This is a genomic window from Pseudomonas atagonensis (genome assembly GCF_011369485.1).
GTDB lineage: Bacteria > Pseudomonadota > Gammaproteobacteria > Pseudomonadales > Pseudomonadaceae > Aquipseudomonas > Aquipseudomonas atagonensis.
Genome location: NZ_VXCA01000025.1, coordinates 281,987 through 297,744 on the forward strand (window position 1 = coordinate 281,987; position 15,758 = coordinate 297,744).

Here is a 15,758-nt window from a genome sequence, read left to right on the forward strand (position 1 = left end):
CACCCTGGGGAGGGGGTTTCGCCACGTATGTCACCAACGAAATGAAAGGCAGACCTATGCAGCGGCTGTATCGGAAACGCATCGTTCTGGGCGTCGGCGGCGGCATCGCTGCCTACAAGAGCGCCGATCTGGTTCGTCGCCTGATCGACCAGGGTGCCGAAGTGCGCGTGGTCATGACCCATGGCGGCAGCGAATTCATCACCCCGCTGACCATGCAGGCCCTCTCCGGGCACCCGGTTCATCTGGACTTGCTCGACCCCGCCGCCGAAGCGGCGATGGGCCATATCGAACTGGCCAAGTGGGCCGATCTGGTGCTGATCGCCCCGGCCACCGCCGACCTGCTCGCCCGTCTGGCCCAAGGCATTGCCAACGATTTGCTGACGACTTTGGTGCTGGCCACCGACGCCGTCGTGGCCGTTGCACCGGCCATGAATCAGGCCATGTGGCGCGATCCGGCGACCCAGGCCAACCTGCAACTCCTTGAAAGCCGTGGCCTGAAGACCTTCGGCCCGGCGTCGGGAAGCCAGGCCTGCGGCGATGTCGGCATGGGCCGGATGATGGAAGCCACCGACCTCGCACAATGCGCGGCAGACTGCTTCCAGCGTCAGGCGCTGACCGGCAAACACGTGGTCATCACTGCCGGCCCGACCCAGGAAAACATCGACCCGGTGCGCTACATCACTAACCACAGCTCCGGCAAAATGGGCTTTGCCCTCGCTGAAGCGGCGGTGGAAGCCGGCGCCCGCGTGACTCTGATCAGCGGCCCGGTGCACCTGCCGACTCCGGATCGCGTCACGCGCATCGATGTGGTCAGCGCCCGCGACATGCTCGCTGCGTGTGAAGCCGCGATCCCCTGCGACGTATTTATCGCCTCGGCAGCGGTGGCGGACTACCGCCCGGAAGTCGTCGCGCCGCAAAAATTGAAGAAAGACCCTACGAGCGGCGACGGCTTCGTCCTGCAAATGGTGCGTAACCCGGACATCCTGGCCACCATCGCGACCCGTCCCGACCGTCCGTTCAGTGTCGGCTTTGCTGCCGAAACCGAACACCTGCTCGACTACGCTGCACGCAAGCTGAAGGACAAGAATCTCGATTTGATCGTCGCCAACGACGTCGCCAACCCGAGCATCGGCTTCAACAGCGAAGAAAACGCCTGCAGCGTGATTGACCGTGAGCTGCACGCCACGGTTTTCGCCCAGACCAGCAAGAGCAAGATTGCTCGCCAACTGGTCACTTTTATCGCCGAACGTCTGAACCAGGTTTAATTTACATGCACGCTTTGCAAGCCAAAATCCTCGACCCACGCATCGGTACCGAATTCCCGCTGCCGCAATACGCAACGCCAGGCTCCGCCGGCCTCGACCTGCGCGCCATGCTGGAACAGGACATCGTCATCAAACCGGGTGAAACCGTGCTGATCCCGACCGGCCTGTCGGTTTACATCGGTGACCCAAACCTCGCCGCACTGATCCTGCCGCGCTCGGGCATGGGCCATAAGCACGGCATCGTGCTGGGCAACCTCGTCGGCCTGATCGACTCCGATTATCAAGGCCCGCTGATGGTGTCCTGCTGGAACCGTGGGCAAACCGACTTCACCATGACCGTCGGCGAACGCCTGGCGCAATTGGTGCTGGTGCCGGTGGTACAGGCGCATTTCGAAATGGTCGAAGAATTCGTTGAAACCGAACGCGGTACCGGCGGTTTCGGCCATACCGGCACGAAATAACGCTGGAATATTATTGTGGCAAGGGGATTTATCCCCGCTGGGCTGCGAAGCGACCCCAAGATTTTTGGATCTGCTGCCCAATCCAACGGGACGGTGCGACGTTTCACTAAATCCCCTCGCCACAAAAATGCGCTACATCGGCGACAGGTTTTCACACTGCAAATCAAGGTTTTGGGGAACCAAAGCCACGCCAGACAAGGCGTCATGGCCCTTTCACACCACGAACTCTCTGTGAAAAACGCCGTCATACCCTTCAGTTTGAGCCTGCCGTCGAACGATTCGTCGGTCTGTCCCGCCACTTTCGAGATGGAGCATTTGCGTAGATGAGCACCCCAGCCAAGATCGCCCCGAAGCTGCCCGACAGCATCTTCCGTGCCTACGACATTCGCGGCACCGTGCCGGAATTCCTCAATGCCGAAACCGCTTACTGGATCGGCCACGCCATTGGTTCGCAGAGCATCGCCCAAGGCGAGCCGAACGTGTCCGTCGGTCGTGACGGCCGCTTGTCTGGCCCTGAGCTGGTCGCCGAGCTGATTCGCGGTATCGCCGAAAGCGGCTGCCACGTCAGCGATGTCGGCCTGGTGCCGACCCCGGCGCTGTACTACGCCGCCAACGTGCTCGCTGGCAAATCCGGCGTGATGCTCACCGGCAGCCACAACCCGTCGAATTACAACGGCTTCAAGATCGTCATCGCCGGCGACACCCTCGCCAACGAGCAGATCCAGGTACTGCACGAGCGCATCAAGACCAACAACCTGAGCAGCGGCCAAGGCAGCGTCACCCAGGTAGAGATCCTTGATCGCTACAACACCGAGATCGTCCAGGACATCAAACTGGCCCGACGCTTGAAAGTCGTAGTCGACTGCGGCAACGGCGCGGCCGGCGTGATCGCCCCGCAACTGATCGAAGCGCTGAACTGCGAAGTCATCCCGCTGTTCTGTGAAGTCGACGGCAACTTCCCCAACCATCACCCGGATCCGGGCAAGCCTGAAAACCTTGTCGATCTGATCGCCAAGGTCAAGGAAACCAACGCCGACATCGGCCTGGCTTTCGACGGCGACGGCGACCGCGTTGGCGTAGTGACCAACACCGGGAGCATCGTCTACCCGGATCGCCTGCTGATGCTGTTCGCCCGTGACGTGGTCGCGCGCAACCCGGACGCGGAGATCATCTTCGACGTCAAATGCACCCGTCGCCTGATCCCGCTGATCAAGGAATATGGCGGCCGGCCGCTAATGTGGAAGACCGGTCACTCGTTGATCAAAAAGAAAATGAAACAGTCCGGCGCGCTGTTGGCCGGCGAAATGAGCGGGCACATTTTCTTCAAGGAACGCTGGTTCGGTTTCGACGACGGCATTTACAGCGCCGCACGGCTGCTGGAAATCCTCAGCAAGGAAAAATCCACCGCGGAAGAGCTGTTTGCGACCTTCCCGAACGATATTTCCACGCCGGAAATCAATATCCATGTGACCGAAGAGAGCAAATTCAGCATCATTGATGCACTGCACGACGCACAGTGGGGCGCAGGCGCTGACCTGACCACCATTGACGGCGTGCGAGTCGACTACGCCAAAGGCTGGGGCCTGGTGCGCGCGTCCAACACCACACCGGTGCTGGTGCTGCGCTTCGAGGCCGATGACGAGGCTGAATTACAGCGCATCAAGGACGTGTTCCACGCCCAATTGAAACGCGTTGCACCTGATCTCCAACTACCGTTCTGATTCACCCGGAGCCCTGAATGACCCTCGAACGCGAAGCCGCCGCCCATACCGCCCAGGTCCTGTCCGAAGCGTTGCCTTACATCCGACGCTATGTCGGCAAGACTCTGGTGATCAAATACGGCGGCAACGCGATGGAAAGCGAGGAGCTGAAAACCGGCTTCGCCCGCGACATCGTTTTGATGAAAGCCGTGGGCATCAACCCGGTGGTCGTGCACGGTGGTGGCCCGCAGATCGGTGATCTGCTCAAGCGCCTGTCGATCGAAAGCCACTTCGTTGACGGCATGCGCGTCACTGATGCCGCGACCATGGACGTGGTGGAAATGGTCCTTGGCGGCCAGGTCAACAAAAGCATCGTCAATCTGATCAACCGTCACGGCGGCAGCGCCATCGGTCTGACCGGTAAAGACGCCGGGTTGATTCGTGCGAAGAAGCTCACTGTCACCCGCCAGACCCCGGAGATGACTCAGCCGGAAATCATCGACATCGGCCAGGTCGGTGAAGTGGTGGGGATCAACACCGAACTGCTGAACCTGCTGGTCAAAGGCAACTTCATCCCGGTGATCGCGCCGATCGGCGTGGGTGAAAACGGCGAGTCGTACAACATCAACGCTGACCTGGTGGCCGGTAAAGTCGCCGAAGCGCTGAAAGCCGAGAAACTGATGCTGCTGACCAACATCGCCGGCCTGATGGACAAATCGGGCACCGTGCTGACCGGCCTGAGCACCCAGCAGGTCGACGACCTGATCGCCGACGGCACCATCTACGGCGGCATGCTACCGAAAATCCGCTGTGCGCTGGAGGCGGTTCAGGGCGGCGTTGGCAGTTCGTTGATCATCGACGGTCGCGTACCGAACGCGATTCTGCTGGAAATCTTCACCGACACCGGTGTGGGCACGCTGATCAGCAACCGCAAGCGTCACTGATACAAAACCTCTAAAAGATCGCCGCTTTCCGGTGCCTGCAGCGCGAGGGTTCGTATGTACGAATTCTCTGTAGGCTTCGAGGAAACCGGCGATCTTTTTTATGCGTGCGGGAAACGTCCGACTCATATCAACGAAACGTCCGACATCACCAAAGCAACAATCTCCCTAGGATCTTCCCCACATCCACAGGAGATTTTCCCATGCAAAAAGACTACGTCCCCTACGGCAGCGATGTTTCCCCAGGCACTTACGCCTGCGTTGATTGCGGCCACGAGTATTCCAATCAGGCCAAGACCTCGATGCCACCTTGCCCGCAATTGCGCAAAACCGCGCACAGCCTGCACGGCTGGAAAATCCTCACCGGCCAGGGCGATGCGATCAACGATCCTTATCCGGAACAAGCCGCCAGCCCTTCGAACGAAAAATAACCCCGGAGCGTTTGAGCCATGCAGATCTCGTTCACGATCGACGCCGACGCTTTCGAGCAGGAACAAAAGGAACCGGTCAAAAAGACCCTGCGTATCGGCGACGCCGAAATCGCTCACGCCTTGCAGCGCATTGCCAAGGCCAGCCTGACCGAATACCTGAAAATGCTGGTCGAGGGCGGCATGCCCAGCCGGGCGGACGAGGCGAAGCAGGATCGTCTGCTTTATTTGATTCAAAGTTACTTCGGGCAGACATTGCCCACCGAATCGCAGATCTCGACGATTTTTCAGCTGACCCAAAGCCAGAGCAAAACCCTGCTGAAAAACACCGTATCGCGCTTTCGCAACCAGCTCGACGAGATCCTGCAACTCAGCATGCGCGCGGTGGTCGAGTCGGCCGAACATGCTCAGACCGTGTTTCTGGTGGTCATCAGCTCCGACGTTATCCGCGATGAGCTAAACATGCTCATCACGCAAAACGAGCCGACCTTCAAACCCATTACCAAGCGTAAAGGCAGCGCCGGGCAATTCGAGATCAGCGAAGACTCCCACGCCCTGCTCTGCACAACGCTGGGACTCGATGCCATTCAGTGACATCGTCGCGGTCAGTGGCTTGCTGCTGACCCTGACTACTTTCCTGTTCAATCTGGCGTGGCCCAGACTGACCGAGGCGATGGCGCTGGATCAATATCAGTCAGGCGTTCAGGCCAGAAAGCGCAGCCGGGATACGATATTGGGGACGTTCTTCAGCTGTGCGCTGCCACTGACGTGCGCCTTTGCCGCGCTGTTTTACGTCAATCTGCCCGCAACCGTGAGGATCATCCGCACCAGCACCCTCGATTTTTGGGATTTCGACACAGGTCGCACGCTCTTCATGCTGATGGCCTGCGCACTGTTCGCGTTTGTCGCGGTTAATGTGTGGCTCTGCGCGCGACTTATCGAGAAATGGCGAAGCTTGCTATAAGCCAGACAAAAAAAGGCCCTGTCATGACAGGGCCTTTTTTGTATCAAACGCCGAACTGGGCGCGATACGCTTCAACTGCGGGCAAATGCTGCTTGAGCTGTGGATCGTCCGCGAGAAACTCCAGCACCTGATTCAGCGAAACAATGCTGATCACCGGAATGCCAAAGTCGCGCTCGACTTCCTGGATCGCCGACAACTCGCCGTTGCCACGCTCCTGACGGTTCAAGGCGATCAGCACGCCTGCCGCCTTGGCGCCATCCTGGGAAGCGATGATCTGCATCACTTCGCGAATTGCGGTGCCGGCGGTGATCACGTCGTCGATGATCAGCACTTCACCGGTCAGCGGTGCGCCGACCAGGCTACCGCCTTCGCCGTGGGCCTTGGCTTCCTTGCGGTTGAAGCACCATGGCAGGTCGCGGTTGTGATGTTCAGCCAGTGCAACGGCCGTGGTTGCCGCCAGCGGGATGCCTTTGTAGGCCGGACCGAACAGCACGTCGAACGGAATGCCGCTCTCGGCAATGGCGGCGGCGTAGAAACGCCCCAGCTGCGCCAGCGCGGAACCCGAGTTGAACAGGCCGGCATTGAAGAAGTAAGGACTGGTGCGCCCGGACTTCAGGGTGAACTCACCGAAGCGCAAAACGCCGCGATCGATGGCAAAACGAATGAAATCGCGCTGATACGCTTGCATGAAAAAAACCCCAAATACCACGGATTTAGCTAATTAGCTTGACGCCGTGTATCATACACGCACGCGATTTTTGGGGCCATTTATGCGGATCATCAGTGTGAACGTCAATGGTATTCAGGCTGCAGTCGAGCGTGGTTTGCTCAGTTGGCTGCAAGCACAGAATGCCGACGTCATCTGCCTGCAGGACACCCGTGCCTCCGCCTTTGAACTGGATGACCCAGCCTTCCAACTGGATGGCTACTTCCTTTATGCCTGCGATGCTGAAGTCCCTGCCCAAGGCGGCGTGGCTTTGTATTCGCGGTTGCAACCGAAGGCTGTCATCAGCGGTCTCGGTTTCGAGACGGCCGACCGCTACGGGCGCTACCTGCAAGCAGATTTCGACAAAGTCAGTATTGCCACCTTGCTGCTTCCTTCGGGGATGAACGGCGATGAGGACTTGAACCAGAAGTTCAAGCTCATGGACGACTTCGGCAAGTACCTGGACAAGCAGCGGCGCAAACGTCGCGAGTACATTTATTGTGGCTCGCTGTACGTCGCGCAGCAGAAGCTCGACATCAAGAACTGGCGTGACAGCCAGCAATCTCCGGGTTTCCTGGCGCCAGAACGCGCCTGGATGGACGAGATTGTCGGCAACATGGGCTATGTCGATGCGCTGCGCGAAGTCAGCCGCGAAGGCGACCAGTACAGCTGGTGGCCGGACAACGAACAGGCCGAGATGCTGAATTTGGGCTGGCGCTTCGACTACCAGATCCTGACCCCAGGGCTGCGCCGCTTCGTACGCAGCGCACGCCTGCCACGTCAGCCACGGTTCTCGCAGCACGCGCCACTGATCGTCGACTACGACTGGACGCTGACCATCTAAGCGTCGTTTCGCAGCCAAAAAAAATGCCCGTATCGCAAGATACGGGCATTTTTTATGCTTGGGCCTTAGGCAGTCCACACCTCAGAGTGCGACAAAGAAAGGCAAGGCCAGATAAAGCTTGATCACGATGACGTTAATAATGTCGATGAAAAACGCCCCCACCATCGGCACCACAAGAAACGCGATCTGTGAAGGCCCGTAACGCTGCGTCACAGCCTGCATGTTGGCGATCGCCGTTGGCGTCGCTCCCAGACCGAAACCACAATGCCCTGCGGCCAGCACTGCCGCATCGTAGTTGCTGCCCATCATTCTGAACGTCACGAATATCGCGAACAACGCCATCACCAGCGCCTGCACGGCCAGAATGATGAAGATCGGCAAGGCCAGTGCCGCCAGGTCCCACAACTTAAGCGACATCAAGGCAATCGCCAGGAACAGTGACAGGCTGACGTTCCCCAACACAGAGACCTCACGCTCGAATACCTGATACAAGCCAAACGCTGAAAGCCCGTTGCGCAAGACCACACCCACGAACAGGACGCAAACGAACGTCGGCAGCTCGAAGGCAGTGCCGTGCAGAAAACCGTTCAGCAGATTGCCAACCAACAAGCTGACGGCAATCAAGGCAAGTGTCTCGATAAACGAAAACGGCGTTATCGAGCGCTCCTTGTTCGGCTGCTCAAAGCCCTTGGGCAACCGTGGTGTTTCCTGATTTTGACATCCGGGCACTTGAACACGCTTGATCAGCAGACGAGCCACCGGGCCGCCAATCAATCCGCCCAGCACCAGACCAAATGTTGCAGAGGCAATCGCCAGTTCCGAGGCCGATGCCAAACCGTACTTCTCACTGAATACCGTCCCCCACGCAGCACCGGTGCCGTGACCGCCCGCCAGGGTGATCGAGCCGGTCAGCAAGCCCATCAGAGGATCGAGTCCGAGCATTGTCGCAAGACCGATACCCATCGCGTTCTGTACGACGAGCAGCCCGGTGACTGCCAGCAGAAAAACCCCGACGACGCGCCCGCCCTTCTTCAGGCTGGCGAAGTCGGCACTCAGACCGATGGTGGCGAAAAACGCCAGCATCAAGGGTGTTTGAAGCGAAGTGTCGAAACGCACTTCAATATCAAGCGTGCGCAATACCAACAGAAACAGAGCAACCAGCAGACCGCCGGCTACAGGTTCGGGAATATTGTAATTGCGCAGAAAACCGACACGGGTAACAAGACCACGGCCCACCAAAAGCACTAACGAGGCGGCGACGAGCGTTCCATAAAAATCGAGCTGAATCATTGGGATTATTCTTGGCTGTATATTCAGAAGTGCACTTTTTACCTGGGCGCACCTCTAGAATCGGCTGAATTACTCAACACTGATTGCTATTGAATTCAGGGACCTTCGATGGCCTGAATATATCGAAATATTTCTGGAGGAATATTGCTTGGCGCAACTTTATCAATCGCCAAGCCCGGCTGCCAAGGATATGGCCGACATCCGGAGGCTACAGTTGTGACTAAAGATGTATGCGTAGTCCGATAATGAAAAATTACACCTGACTGTCGTGAACACCCCGAAGATAAATAACAAAGATACTTTTAATTCCAGAATAAAAAAGCCCTGACAAGTCAGGGCATTTTTTGATGTGAGGCGAGCAGTTACTTCTATTAATAAATCGATCCGCGCGCGACTATTTGATCAAGCGCCAGGTAAAGGGATAACGATAAGGAAACCCTTCATTAGCCTTCACCCCAGCGATAATCGTCAGCACCAGCGCCCCGATGGCCACCAGCCCCAGCAGGAAGAAGCCGATAATCAGCAGCATCAGCAGGAAACAGATCATTGAGGCAATCGCCACGGTGATCTGGAAGTTCAGCGCTTCCTTGCCCTGAGCATCGATGAACGGATCGGACTCGCGCTTCATCTGCCACAGGATCAGCGGCCCGATCAAGTTGCCAAACGGGATCCAGATCCCCAGCAAGGCGGACAAGTGACAAAACATCGCCCACTGGCGAACCTCCTGGCTCGGCTTGGGCAGCAGCTCTTGCTCGTCACTCATCGCATTCTCCTTGCGGTTGAAGATCTGTTAGTCGGCCAGCGCAGCCTTCTGCAGATCAAAGATTTCAGACATGCCTTTCTTCGCCAGTTCGAGCATGGCAGTCAGCTCTTCAGGCTGGAACGGCGCGCCTTCGGCGGTGCCTTGAACCTCGATGAAACCGCCAGCGCTGGTCATCACCACGTTGAGGTCAGTCTCGGCAGCCGAATCTTCAAGATAGTCCAGATCCAGCACCGGCTCGCCTTTGTAGATACCCACCGATACTGCGCCAATCATCTGCTTGAGCGGATCGCCAGCCTTCAGGCCACCGCGGCTCTTGATCACTTTCAGGGCATCGACCAGCGCAACCATGGCGCCAGTGATTGATGCGGTGCGGGTGCCGCCATCTGCCTGGATCACGTCGCAGTCGACGTACAAGGTGATGTCGCCCAGCTTGGTCATGTCCAGCGCGGCGCGCAGGGAACGGCCGATCAGACGCTGGATTTCCAGGGTGCGACCGCCCTGCTTGCCACGGCTCGCCTCACGCTGGTTACGCTCGCCGGTGGCGCGCGGCAGCATGCCGTACTCGGCGGTCAGCCAGCCCTCGCCTTTGCCCTTGAGGAAACGCGGTACGCCCGGCTCGACGCTGACGGTACAGATGACTTTGGTATCACCGAATTCGACCAGCACCGATCCTTCGGCGTGTTTGGTGTAGTTGCGGGTAATGCGGATCGAGCGCAGCTGATCGGCAACGCGACCACTTGGACGTTTCATAGGGGATACCTGTACTGGGGACGGAAAACTGCCGAGCATTATAGAGCGGTGCACCGCACCTGGGCACTCGTAAAAAATCCCGGTAGCGACCGGCGGCCCTGAAACACCCATTACCGACGGGCTGCAGCCCTTTGTCACACCGTGTGTTTGGGCGCTTTCGCCGCACTGCGCTACAATCCTGCGCCTTTGCTGCCAGTCGGCTTAAATTCATTGATATCGAGCCTGCGGAACCTCAATTCTGCGCCGATCTGCATTGCGAGGTACCACCATGGTGCACAGCATGACTGCCTTTGCCCGCGTCGAGAAAGCCGGCGCTCAGGGCACCCTGAGCTGGGAACTGCGCTCGGTCAACAGCCGCTACCTGGAACCGCACCTGCGTCTGCCGGAATCCTTTCGCGACCTCGAAGGCGCCGTGCGTGAAGCACTGCGTCAGGGTCTGTCTCGGGGCAAACTGGAATGCACCCTGCGTTTCACTGAAGAAAGCACCGGCAAACCACTGCAGGTGGATCGCGAGCGTGCTGCCCAACTGGTCGCTGCGGCGCAAACCGTTGCCGGCCTGATCAACAACCCGGCGGCGTTGAACCCGCTGGAAGTGCTCGCATGGCCCGGCGTGCTGGTGGCCGACGCCTCCGACCCGCAGGCGCTGAACGCTGACGCACTGGCACTGTTCAACCAGGGCCTGAAAGAACTCAAGGCCGGCCGCGAGCGCGAAGGCGCGGAGCTGGCACGATTGATCAACGAGCGCCTGACTTCGATTGAAGAAGACGTCGTGACCCTGCGTGAACTGGTGCCGCAAATGCTCGCCACCCAGCGCCAGAAAGTCCTCGACCGCTTCGCCGACATGAAAGCCGAGCTGGATCCGCAGCGCCTCGAACAGGAAATGGTCATGCTCGCGCAAAAAAGCGACGTGGCCGAAGAACTGGATCGCTTGAGCACTCACATCATCGAAGTTCGCCGGGTGCTGAAATCCGGCGGCGCGGCCGGGCGGCGCCTGGACTTCCTGATGCAGGAACTCAACCGCGAAGCGAACACACTGGGCTCCAAGGCCTTCGACCCGCGCAGCACACAGGCCGCCGTCAACCTCAAGGTGTTGATCGAGCAGATGCGCGAACAAGTGCAGAATATTGAGTAAGGCAACAGACATGACCCACAGCACCGGCACCCTGTACATCATTTCCGCCCCATCGGGCGCGGGCAAGAGCAGCCTGGTCAAGGCGTTGACCGACGCCAACCCGGAGATTCGCGTATCGATTTCCCACACCACCCGCGCCATGCGTCCGGGTGAAGTGGACGGCGTGAACTATCACTTCGTGTCCCGCGAAGAATTCGTGAAGATGGGCGAGCACGGCGACTTCCTTGAACGCGCCGAAGTCTTCGGCAACTTCTACGGCACCTCGCAAAGCCGCCTGCAGCAGACTCTGGACGAAGGCCACGATCTGATTCTGGAAATCGACTGGCAGGGCGCCGAGCAAGTGCGCAAGCTGATGCCGCAGGCACGTTCGATCTTTATCCTGCCACCGTCGTTGCAGGCTCTGCACCAGCGCCTGACCAATCGCGGTCAGGACAGCGACGAGATCATTGCCGGGCGAATGCGCGAAGCCGTCAGTGAAATGAGCCACTATGTCGAGTATGACTACCTGATCATCAACGACGATTTCGCCCACGCGCTGGACGATCTGAAGGCTATTTTCCGCGCCAATCAGCTGCAACAGAAACGCCAACAGGTGCGTTTCGGCAAATTGCTGGCCGAATTGCTCGGCTAATCAGCTCTTCCCAAAACCGCTGCAAGGGCTTTACATTGGCACTTGCAGCGCGTTGAAGGGCTTGGTCAAAAAATCAGCGCTTCCCTAATCGCTGGTGATTTTTTAAACTGTTGAGTCCGCTCGCCCAACCGGGCAGCGCGCATATTGCATTCGCTCCGAGGAATACCATGGCCCGCGTAACCGTTGAAGACTGCCTAGAACACGTGGAAAACCGCTTTGAGCTGGTCATGCTCTCTACCAAGCGTGCCCGTCAACTGGCCACCGGCGGCAAAGAGCCACTGGTTCAGTGGGAAAACGACAAGCCGACAGTAGTCGCCCTGCGTGAAATCGCTGAAGGCCTGATGAGCTACGAGTTCATCGCCAACGCTGAAATCGTTGAAGACGAACCGCTGTTCGCAGCGTTCGAGGACGAGTCCAACGAGGCCGTCTAAGCCTATGCCTGGTCGACGTAGCACGGCGCGGGATCACAGCTTGCGGCAGGAGTCATCATGCCGAGCATAGACGCCCTCGCCGATCGCTTATCGACCTACCTCGGCAATGACCAGGTCAACCTGGTCCGCCGAGCGTATTTCTACGCCGAACAGGCCCACGACGGCCAACGCCGCCGCAGCGGCGAGGCGTATGTCACGCATCCTCTTGCCGTGGCCAATATTCTTGCCGACATGCATATGGACCATCAGAGCCTGATGGCCGCGATGCTGCATGACGTGATCGAAGACACCGGTATCGCCAAAGAAGCGCTGCAAGCGCAGTTCGGTGAAACCGTGGCCGAACTGGTCGACGGGGTCAGCAAACTGACCCAGATGAACTTCGAGACCAAAGCCGAAGCCCAGGCTGAAAACTTCCAGAAAATGGCCATGGCCATGGCCCGCGACATTCGCGTGATTCTGGTCAAGCTCGCCGACCGCCTGCACAACATGCGCACGCTGGAAGTGCTGTCCGGCGAAAAGCGCCGGCGCATCGCCAAGGAAACCCTCGAAATCTATGCACCCATCGCCAACCGGCTGGGCATGCACGCCATTCGCATCGAATTCGAAGACCTCGGCTTCAAGGCCATGCACCCGATGCGTTCCGCGCGGATCTACCAGGCGGTCAAACGCGCCCGGGGCAACCGCAAGGAAATCGTCAACAAGATCGAAGAATCCCTTGGTCATTGCCTCGCGATCGACGGCATCCAAGGTGAAGTCAGCGGTCGACAGAAACACCTCTACGGCATCTACAAGAAGATGCGCGGCAAGCGTCGGGCCTTCAACGAGATCATGGACGTCTACGCGTTCCGGATCATCGTAGACAAGGTCGACACCTGCTACCGCGTGCTAGGTGCTGTGCATAATTTGTACAAACCGTTGCCGGGGCGCTTCAAGGATTACATCGCGATCCCCAAGGCCAACGGCTATCAGTCGCTGCACACGACATTGTTCGGCATGCACGGCGTGCCGATCGAGATCCAGATCCGTACCCGCGAAATGGAAGAGATGGCCAACAACGGCATCGCCGCCCATTGGCTGTACAAATCCAGCGGTGACGAGCAGCCGAAAGGCACTCATGCCCGGGCCCGCCAGTGGGTCAAAGGCGTGCTGGAAATGCAGCAACGCGCCGGCAACTCGCTGGAATTCATCGAGAGCGTGAAGATCGACCTGTTCCCGGACGAGGTCTACGTGTTCACGCCAAAAGGCCGGATCATGGAGCTGCCGAAAGGCTCCACGGCGGTCGACTTCGCCTACGCGGTGCACACCGACGTCGGCAACAGCTGCATCGCTTGCCGGATCAACCGCCGTCTCGCACCGTTGTCCGAGCCGCTGCAAAGCGGCTCCACGGTCGAGATCGTCAGCGCTCCCGGCGCGCGCCCGAATCCGGCGTGGCTCAACTTTGTGGTCACCGGCAAGGCGCGCACGCACATCCGCCATGCGCTGAAACTGCAGCGTCGCTCCGAATCCATCAGCCTCGGCGAACGCCTGCTGAACAAGGTGCTCAATGGTTTCGACAGCGCGCTGGAAAAGATCCCGGCTGAACGCGTCAAGGCGATGCTCACCGAATACCGCCTCGAACTGATCGAAGACCTGCTCGAAGACATTGGCCTGGGCAACCGCATGGCCTACGTCGTGGCACGTCGACTGCTCGGTGAAGGCGAACAGCTGCCGAGTCCGGAAGGCCCGCTGGCAATCCGTGGCACCGAAGGTCTGGTGCTCAGCTACGCCAAATGTTGCACGCCGATCCCGGGCGACCCGATTGTCGGGCACCTGTCGGCGGGCAAAGGCATGGTCGTGCACCTGGACAACTGCCGCAACATCAGCGAAATCAGGCACAACCCGGAAAAATGCATCCAGCTCTCGTGGGCCAAGGATGTCACCGGCGAATTCAACGTCGAACTGCGCGTCGAGCTGGAACACCAGCGCGGCCTGATCGCCCTGCTGGCCAGCAGCGTCAACGCGGCCGACGGCAATATCGAGAAAATCAGCATGGACGAACGCGATGGCCGCATCAGCGTCGTGCAACTGGTGGTCAGCGTCCACGACCGTGTGCACCTGGCCCGCGTGATCAAGAAACTGCGCGCCCTGACCGGGGTGATCCGCATCACCCGCATGCGTGCATAACTCACACCTAACAAGGAGTCATACATGACCAAGACTGTTATCACCAGCGACAAGGCCCCGGCTGCCATCGGCACCTACTCCCAGGCAATCAAGGCTGGCAATACCGTCTACATGTCGGGCCAGATTCCGCTGGACCCGAAAACCATGGAACTGGTTGAAGGCTTCGAAGCCCAGACCGTCCAGGTGTTCGAGAACCTCAAAGCCGTGGCCGAAGCGGCCGGCGGTTCGTTCAAGGACATCGTCAAACTGAACATCTTCCTCACCGACCTGAGCCACTTCGCCAAGGTCAACGAGATCATGGGCAAATACTTCGACCAGCCATACCCGGCTCGCGCCGCCATCGGCGTGGCTGCCCTGCCAAAGGGTTCGCAGGTTGAAATGGATGCCATCCTGGTCATCGAGTAAGACGCGCGGCGCAGCCCTTAACGCTGCGCCGTCTGCTCTGCGGTAAAGAAAAGGTTTTGAAAGGATTCCACCATGCGCAAAGCGCTAGCTCTCCCGCTGCTCGCCATTTTCCTCGGCGGCTGCGCCAGCAACCCTGCCGACCGTGACATCAGCGGCACCTGGATCAACCAGGTGGCGATCGATGCTGCCACCAAGGGCGGCTCCCTGCGCGAAGCGCTTCAGGCCTACGGCCCGAATCTGGAATGGGACATCAATACCAAGGCCAGTCAGGCTCGCTACACCAACGGTTTTGAAAACGTCGAAGGACGGCTGCTGGGCGAACAGTCCGGCGCCTGGAAAGTCGACTTCTATGGCAGCTCCGCCAGCGAGCTGAAACGCGACGGCGGGCAACTTCAGCAAGCCGCCAGCGACAACGAACCGGAGCAGGTCTTCGACCGCGCGCAGATCCCGGTGCCGGAAGGCGCGCCGATTGGCGCCAGTTTCGAACGTGCACTGTATTCCGCTTACATGGGCGGCAGCTGGAAAATCGCCAGCGGTCAGGGTGAAGGCAACACTGTGCAGTTCCAGGCCGATGGCCAGGTCTCCGGCTTGCCGGGTGCCGATCGGTATGCCCTGTGCCTGGCGGGTGATTGCGCGTCGATGAGCAGCACCAATGACAACATGTGGTTGCAACTCAACGGTCAGGGCAATGCCTACATCTTTGCGCGCAAGGGCAAGGAGCTGGAGATCTTTCAGGCAGTGAACACCGCACTGGCGGATGAAATGCCGCAGTACACACCGGGCGAGCGCAAGTGGTTGCTGGAGAAGCAGTAACCACTGCTCGCAAGCCCCGCAGATCCAATGTAGGAGTGAGCCTGCTCGCGATAGCTATTTAACAGTCAGCA

At 59.0% G+C, this 15,758-nt stretch carries 17 protein-coding genes and 1 pseudogene; 14 read left to right on the plus strand and 4 right to left on the minus strand.

Annotated features, from left to right (window positions below; translation table 11 throughout):
- The first annotated feature begins 56 nt into the window (after positions 1 to 56).
- The 7 genes and pseudogenes from coaBC to F2P67_RS16910 all read left to right on the plus strand — a co-directional run bounded on the left by coaBC (position 57) and on the right by F2P67_RS16910 (position 5,759).
- Entirely contained in the window at positions 57 to 1,265 is a 1,209-nt protein-coding gene (coaBC, locus tag F2P67_RS16880; protein WP_166221815.1) for a bifunctional phosphopantothenoylcysteine decarboxylase/phosphopantothenate--cysteine ligase CoaBC, read from the plus strand.
- A 5-nt stretch (positions 1,266 to 1,270) separates the two neighbouring features.
- Entirely contained in the window at positions 1,271 to 1,726 is a 456-nt protein-coding gene (gene dut, locus F2P67_RS16885; RefSeq protein ID WP_016985816.1) for a dUTP diphosphatase, read from the plus strand.
- Positions 1,727 to 2,070: 344 nt separating this feature from the next.
- Positions 2,071 to 3,447, plus strand: a pseudogene (locus tag F2P67_RS16890) (phosphomannomutase/phosphoglucomutase); the annotation flags it as partial.
- A gap of 17 nt (positions 3,448 to 3,464) precedes the next feature.
- A complete protein-coding gene (gene argB, locus F2P67_RS16895) occupies positions 3,465 to 4,370 on the plus strand; it encodes an acetylglutamate kinase (protein WP_007962366.1) in 906 nt (301 codons plus the stop codon).
- A gap of 200 nt (positions 4,371 to 4,570) precedes the next feature.
- Positions 4,571 to 4,798 carry a hypothetical protein gene (locus F2P67_RS16900; RefSeq protein ID WP_166221819.1) on the plus strand — a complete coding sequence of 76 codons (228 nt, stop codon included), beginning with the start codon at positions 4,571 to 4,573 and terminating at the stop codon, positions 4,796 to 4,798.
- 18 nt (positions 4,799 to 4,816) lie between these two features.
- The gene (locus F2P67_RS16905) at positions 4,817 to 5,389 is read left to right on the plus strand and encodes a hypothetical protein (protein ID WP_166221821.1); all 573 of its coding nucleotides are present in this window, start codon (positions 4,817 to 4,819) and stop codon (positions 5,387 to 5,389) included.
- Between the two features lie 19 nt (positions 5,390 to 5,408).
- On the plus strand, positions 5,409 to 5,759 hold the full coding sequence (locus tag F2P67_RS16910; protein WP_343045160.1) for a hypothetical protein: 351 nt from the start codon (positions 5,409 to 5,411) through the stop codon (positions 5,757 to 5,759).
- A 43-nt stretch (positions 5,760 to 5,802) separates the two neighbouring features.
- Here the strand turns inward: F2P67_RS16910 and pyrE are convergent, their stop codons facing one another.
- Positions 5,803 to 6,447, minus strand: a complete 645-nt coding sequence (pyrE, locus tag F2P67_RS16915) for an orotate phosphoribosyltransferase (RefSeq protein ID WP_007954442.1) — start codon at positions 6,445 to 6,447, stop codon at positions 5,803 to 5,805.
- An 82-nt stretch (positions 6,448 to 6,529) separates the two neighbouring features.
- Between pyrE and F2P67_RS16920 the strand changes: the two genes are divergently transcribed.
- On the plus strand, positions 6,530 to 7,309 hold the full coding sequence (locus tag F2P67_RS16920; protein WP_007920349.1) for an exodeoxyribonuclease III: 780 nt from the start codon (positions 6,530 to 6,532) through the stop codon (positions 7,307 to 7,309).
- An 81-nt stretch (positions 7,310 to 7,390) separates the two neighbouring features.
- Here the strand turns inward: F2P67_RS16920 and gltS are convergent, their stop codons facing one another.
- The 3 genes from gltS to rph form a co-directional block, all read right to left on the minus strand.
- A complete protein-coding gene (gene gltS, locus F2P67_RS16925; RefSeq protein ID WP_166221825.1) occupies positions 7,391 to 8,599 on the minus strand; it encodes a sodium/glutamate symporter in 1,209 nt (402 codons plus the stop codon).
- Positions 8,600 to 8,993: 394 nt separating this feature from the next.
- Entirely contained in the window at positions 8,994 to 9,362 is a 369-nt protein-coding gene (locus tag F2P67_RS16930; protein ID WP_166221827.1) for a DUF4870 domain-containing protein, read from the minus strand.
- Positions 9,363 to 9,389: 27 nt separating this feature from the next.
- The gene (rph, locus tag F2P67_RS16935; protein WP_166221829.1) at positions 9,390 to 10,112 is read right to left on the minus strand and encodes a ribonuclease PH; all 723 of its coding nucleotides are present in this window, start codon (positions 10,110 to 10,112) and stop codon (positions 9,390 to 9,392) included.
- Between the two features lie 268 nt (positions 10,113 to 10,380).
- Between rph and F2P67_RS16940 the strand changes: the two genes are divergently transcribed.
- The 6 genes from F2P67_RS16940 to F2P67_RS16965 all read left to right on the plus strand — a co-directional run bounded on the left by F2P67_RS16940 (position 10,381) and on the right by F2P67_RS16965 (position 15,687).
- Positions 10,381 to 11,244 carry a YicC/YloC family endoribonuclease gene (locus F2P67_RS16940; protein ID WP_166221831.1) on the plus strand — a complete coding sequence of 288 codons (864 nt, stop codon included), beginning with the start codon at positions 10,381 to 10,383 and terminating at the stop codon, positions 11,242 to 11,244.
- 10 nt (positions 11,245 to 11,254) lie between these two features.
- A complete protein-coding gene (gene gmk, locus F2P67_RS16945) occupies positions 11,255 to 11,875 on the plus strand; it encodes a guanylate kinase (protein ID WP_085708867.1) in 621 nt (206 codons plus the stop codon).
- Between the two features lie 167 nt (positions 11,876 to 12,042).
- Positions 12,043 to 12,306, plus strand: a complete 264-nt coding sequence (gene rpoZ, locus F2P67_RS16950; protein WP_003177259.1) for a DNA-directed RNA polymerase subunit omega — start codon at positions 12,043 to 12,045, stop codon at positions 12,304 to 12,306.
- Between the two features lie 57 nt (positions 12,307 to 12,363).
- Positions 12,364 to 14,469 carry a bifunctional GTP diphosphokinase/guanosine-3',5'-bis pyrophosphate 3'-pyrophosphohydrolase gene (gene spoT, locus F2P67_RS16955; protein ID WP_064589822.1) on the plus strand — a complete coding sequence of 702 codons (2,106 nt, stop codon included), beginning with the start codon at positions 12,364 to 12,366 and terminating at the stop codon, positions 14,467 to 14,469.
- Between the two features lie 24 nt (positions 14,470 to 14,493).
- On the plus strand, positions 14,494 to 14,874 hold the full coding sequence (locus F2P67_RS16960) for a RidA family protein (protein WP_003229509.1): 381 nt from the start codon (positions 14,494 to 14,496) through the stop codon (positions 14,872 to 14,874).
- A 72-nt stretch (positions 14,875 to 14,946) separates the two neighbouring features.
- On the plus strand, positions 14,947 to 15,687 hold the full coding sequence (locus tag F2P67_RS16965; RefSeq protein ID WP_166221833.1) for a putative periplasmic lipoprotein: 741 nt from the start codon (positions 14,947 to 14,949) through the stop codon (positions 15,685 to 15,687).
- The last annotated feature ends 71 nt before the right edge of the window (positions 15,688 to 15,758 follow it).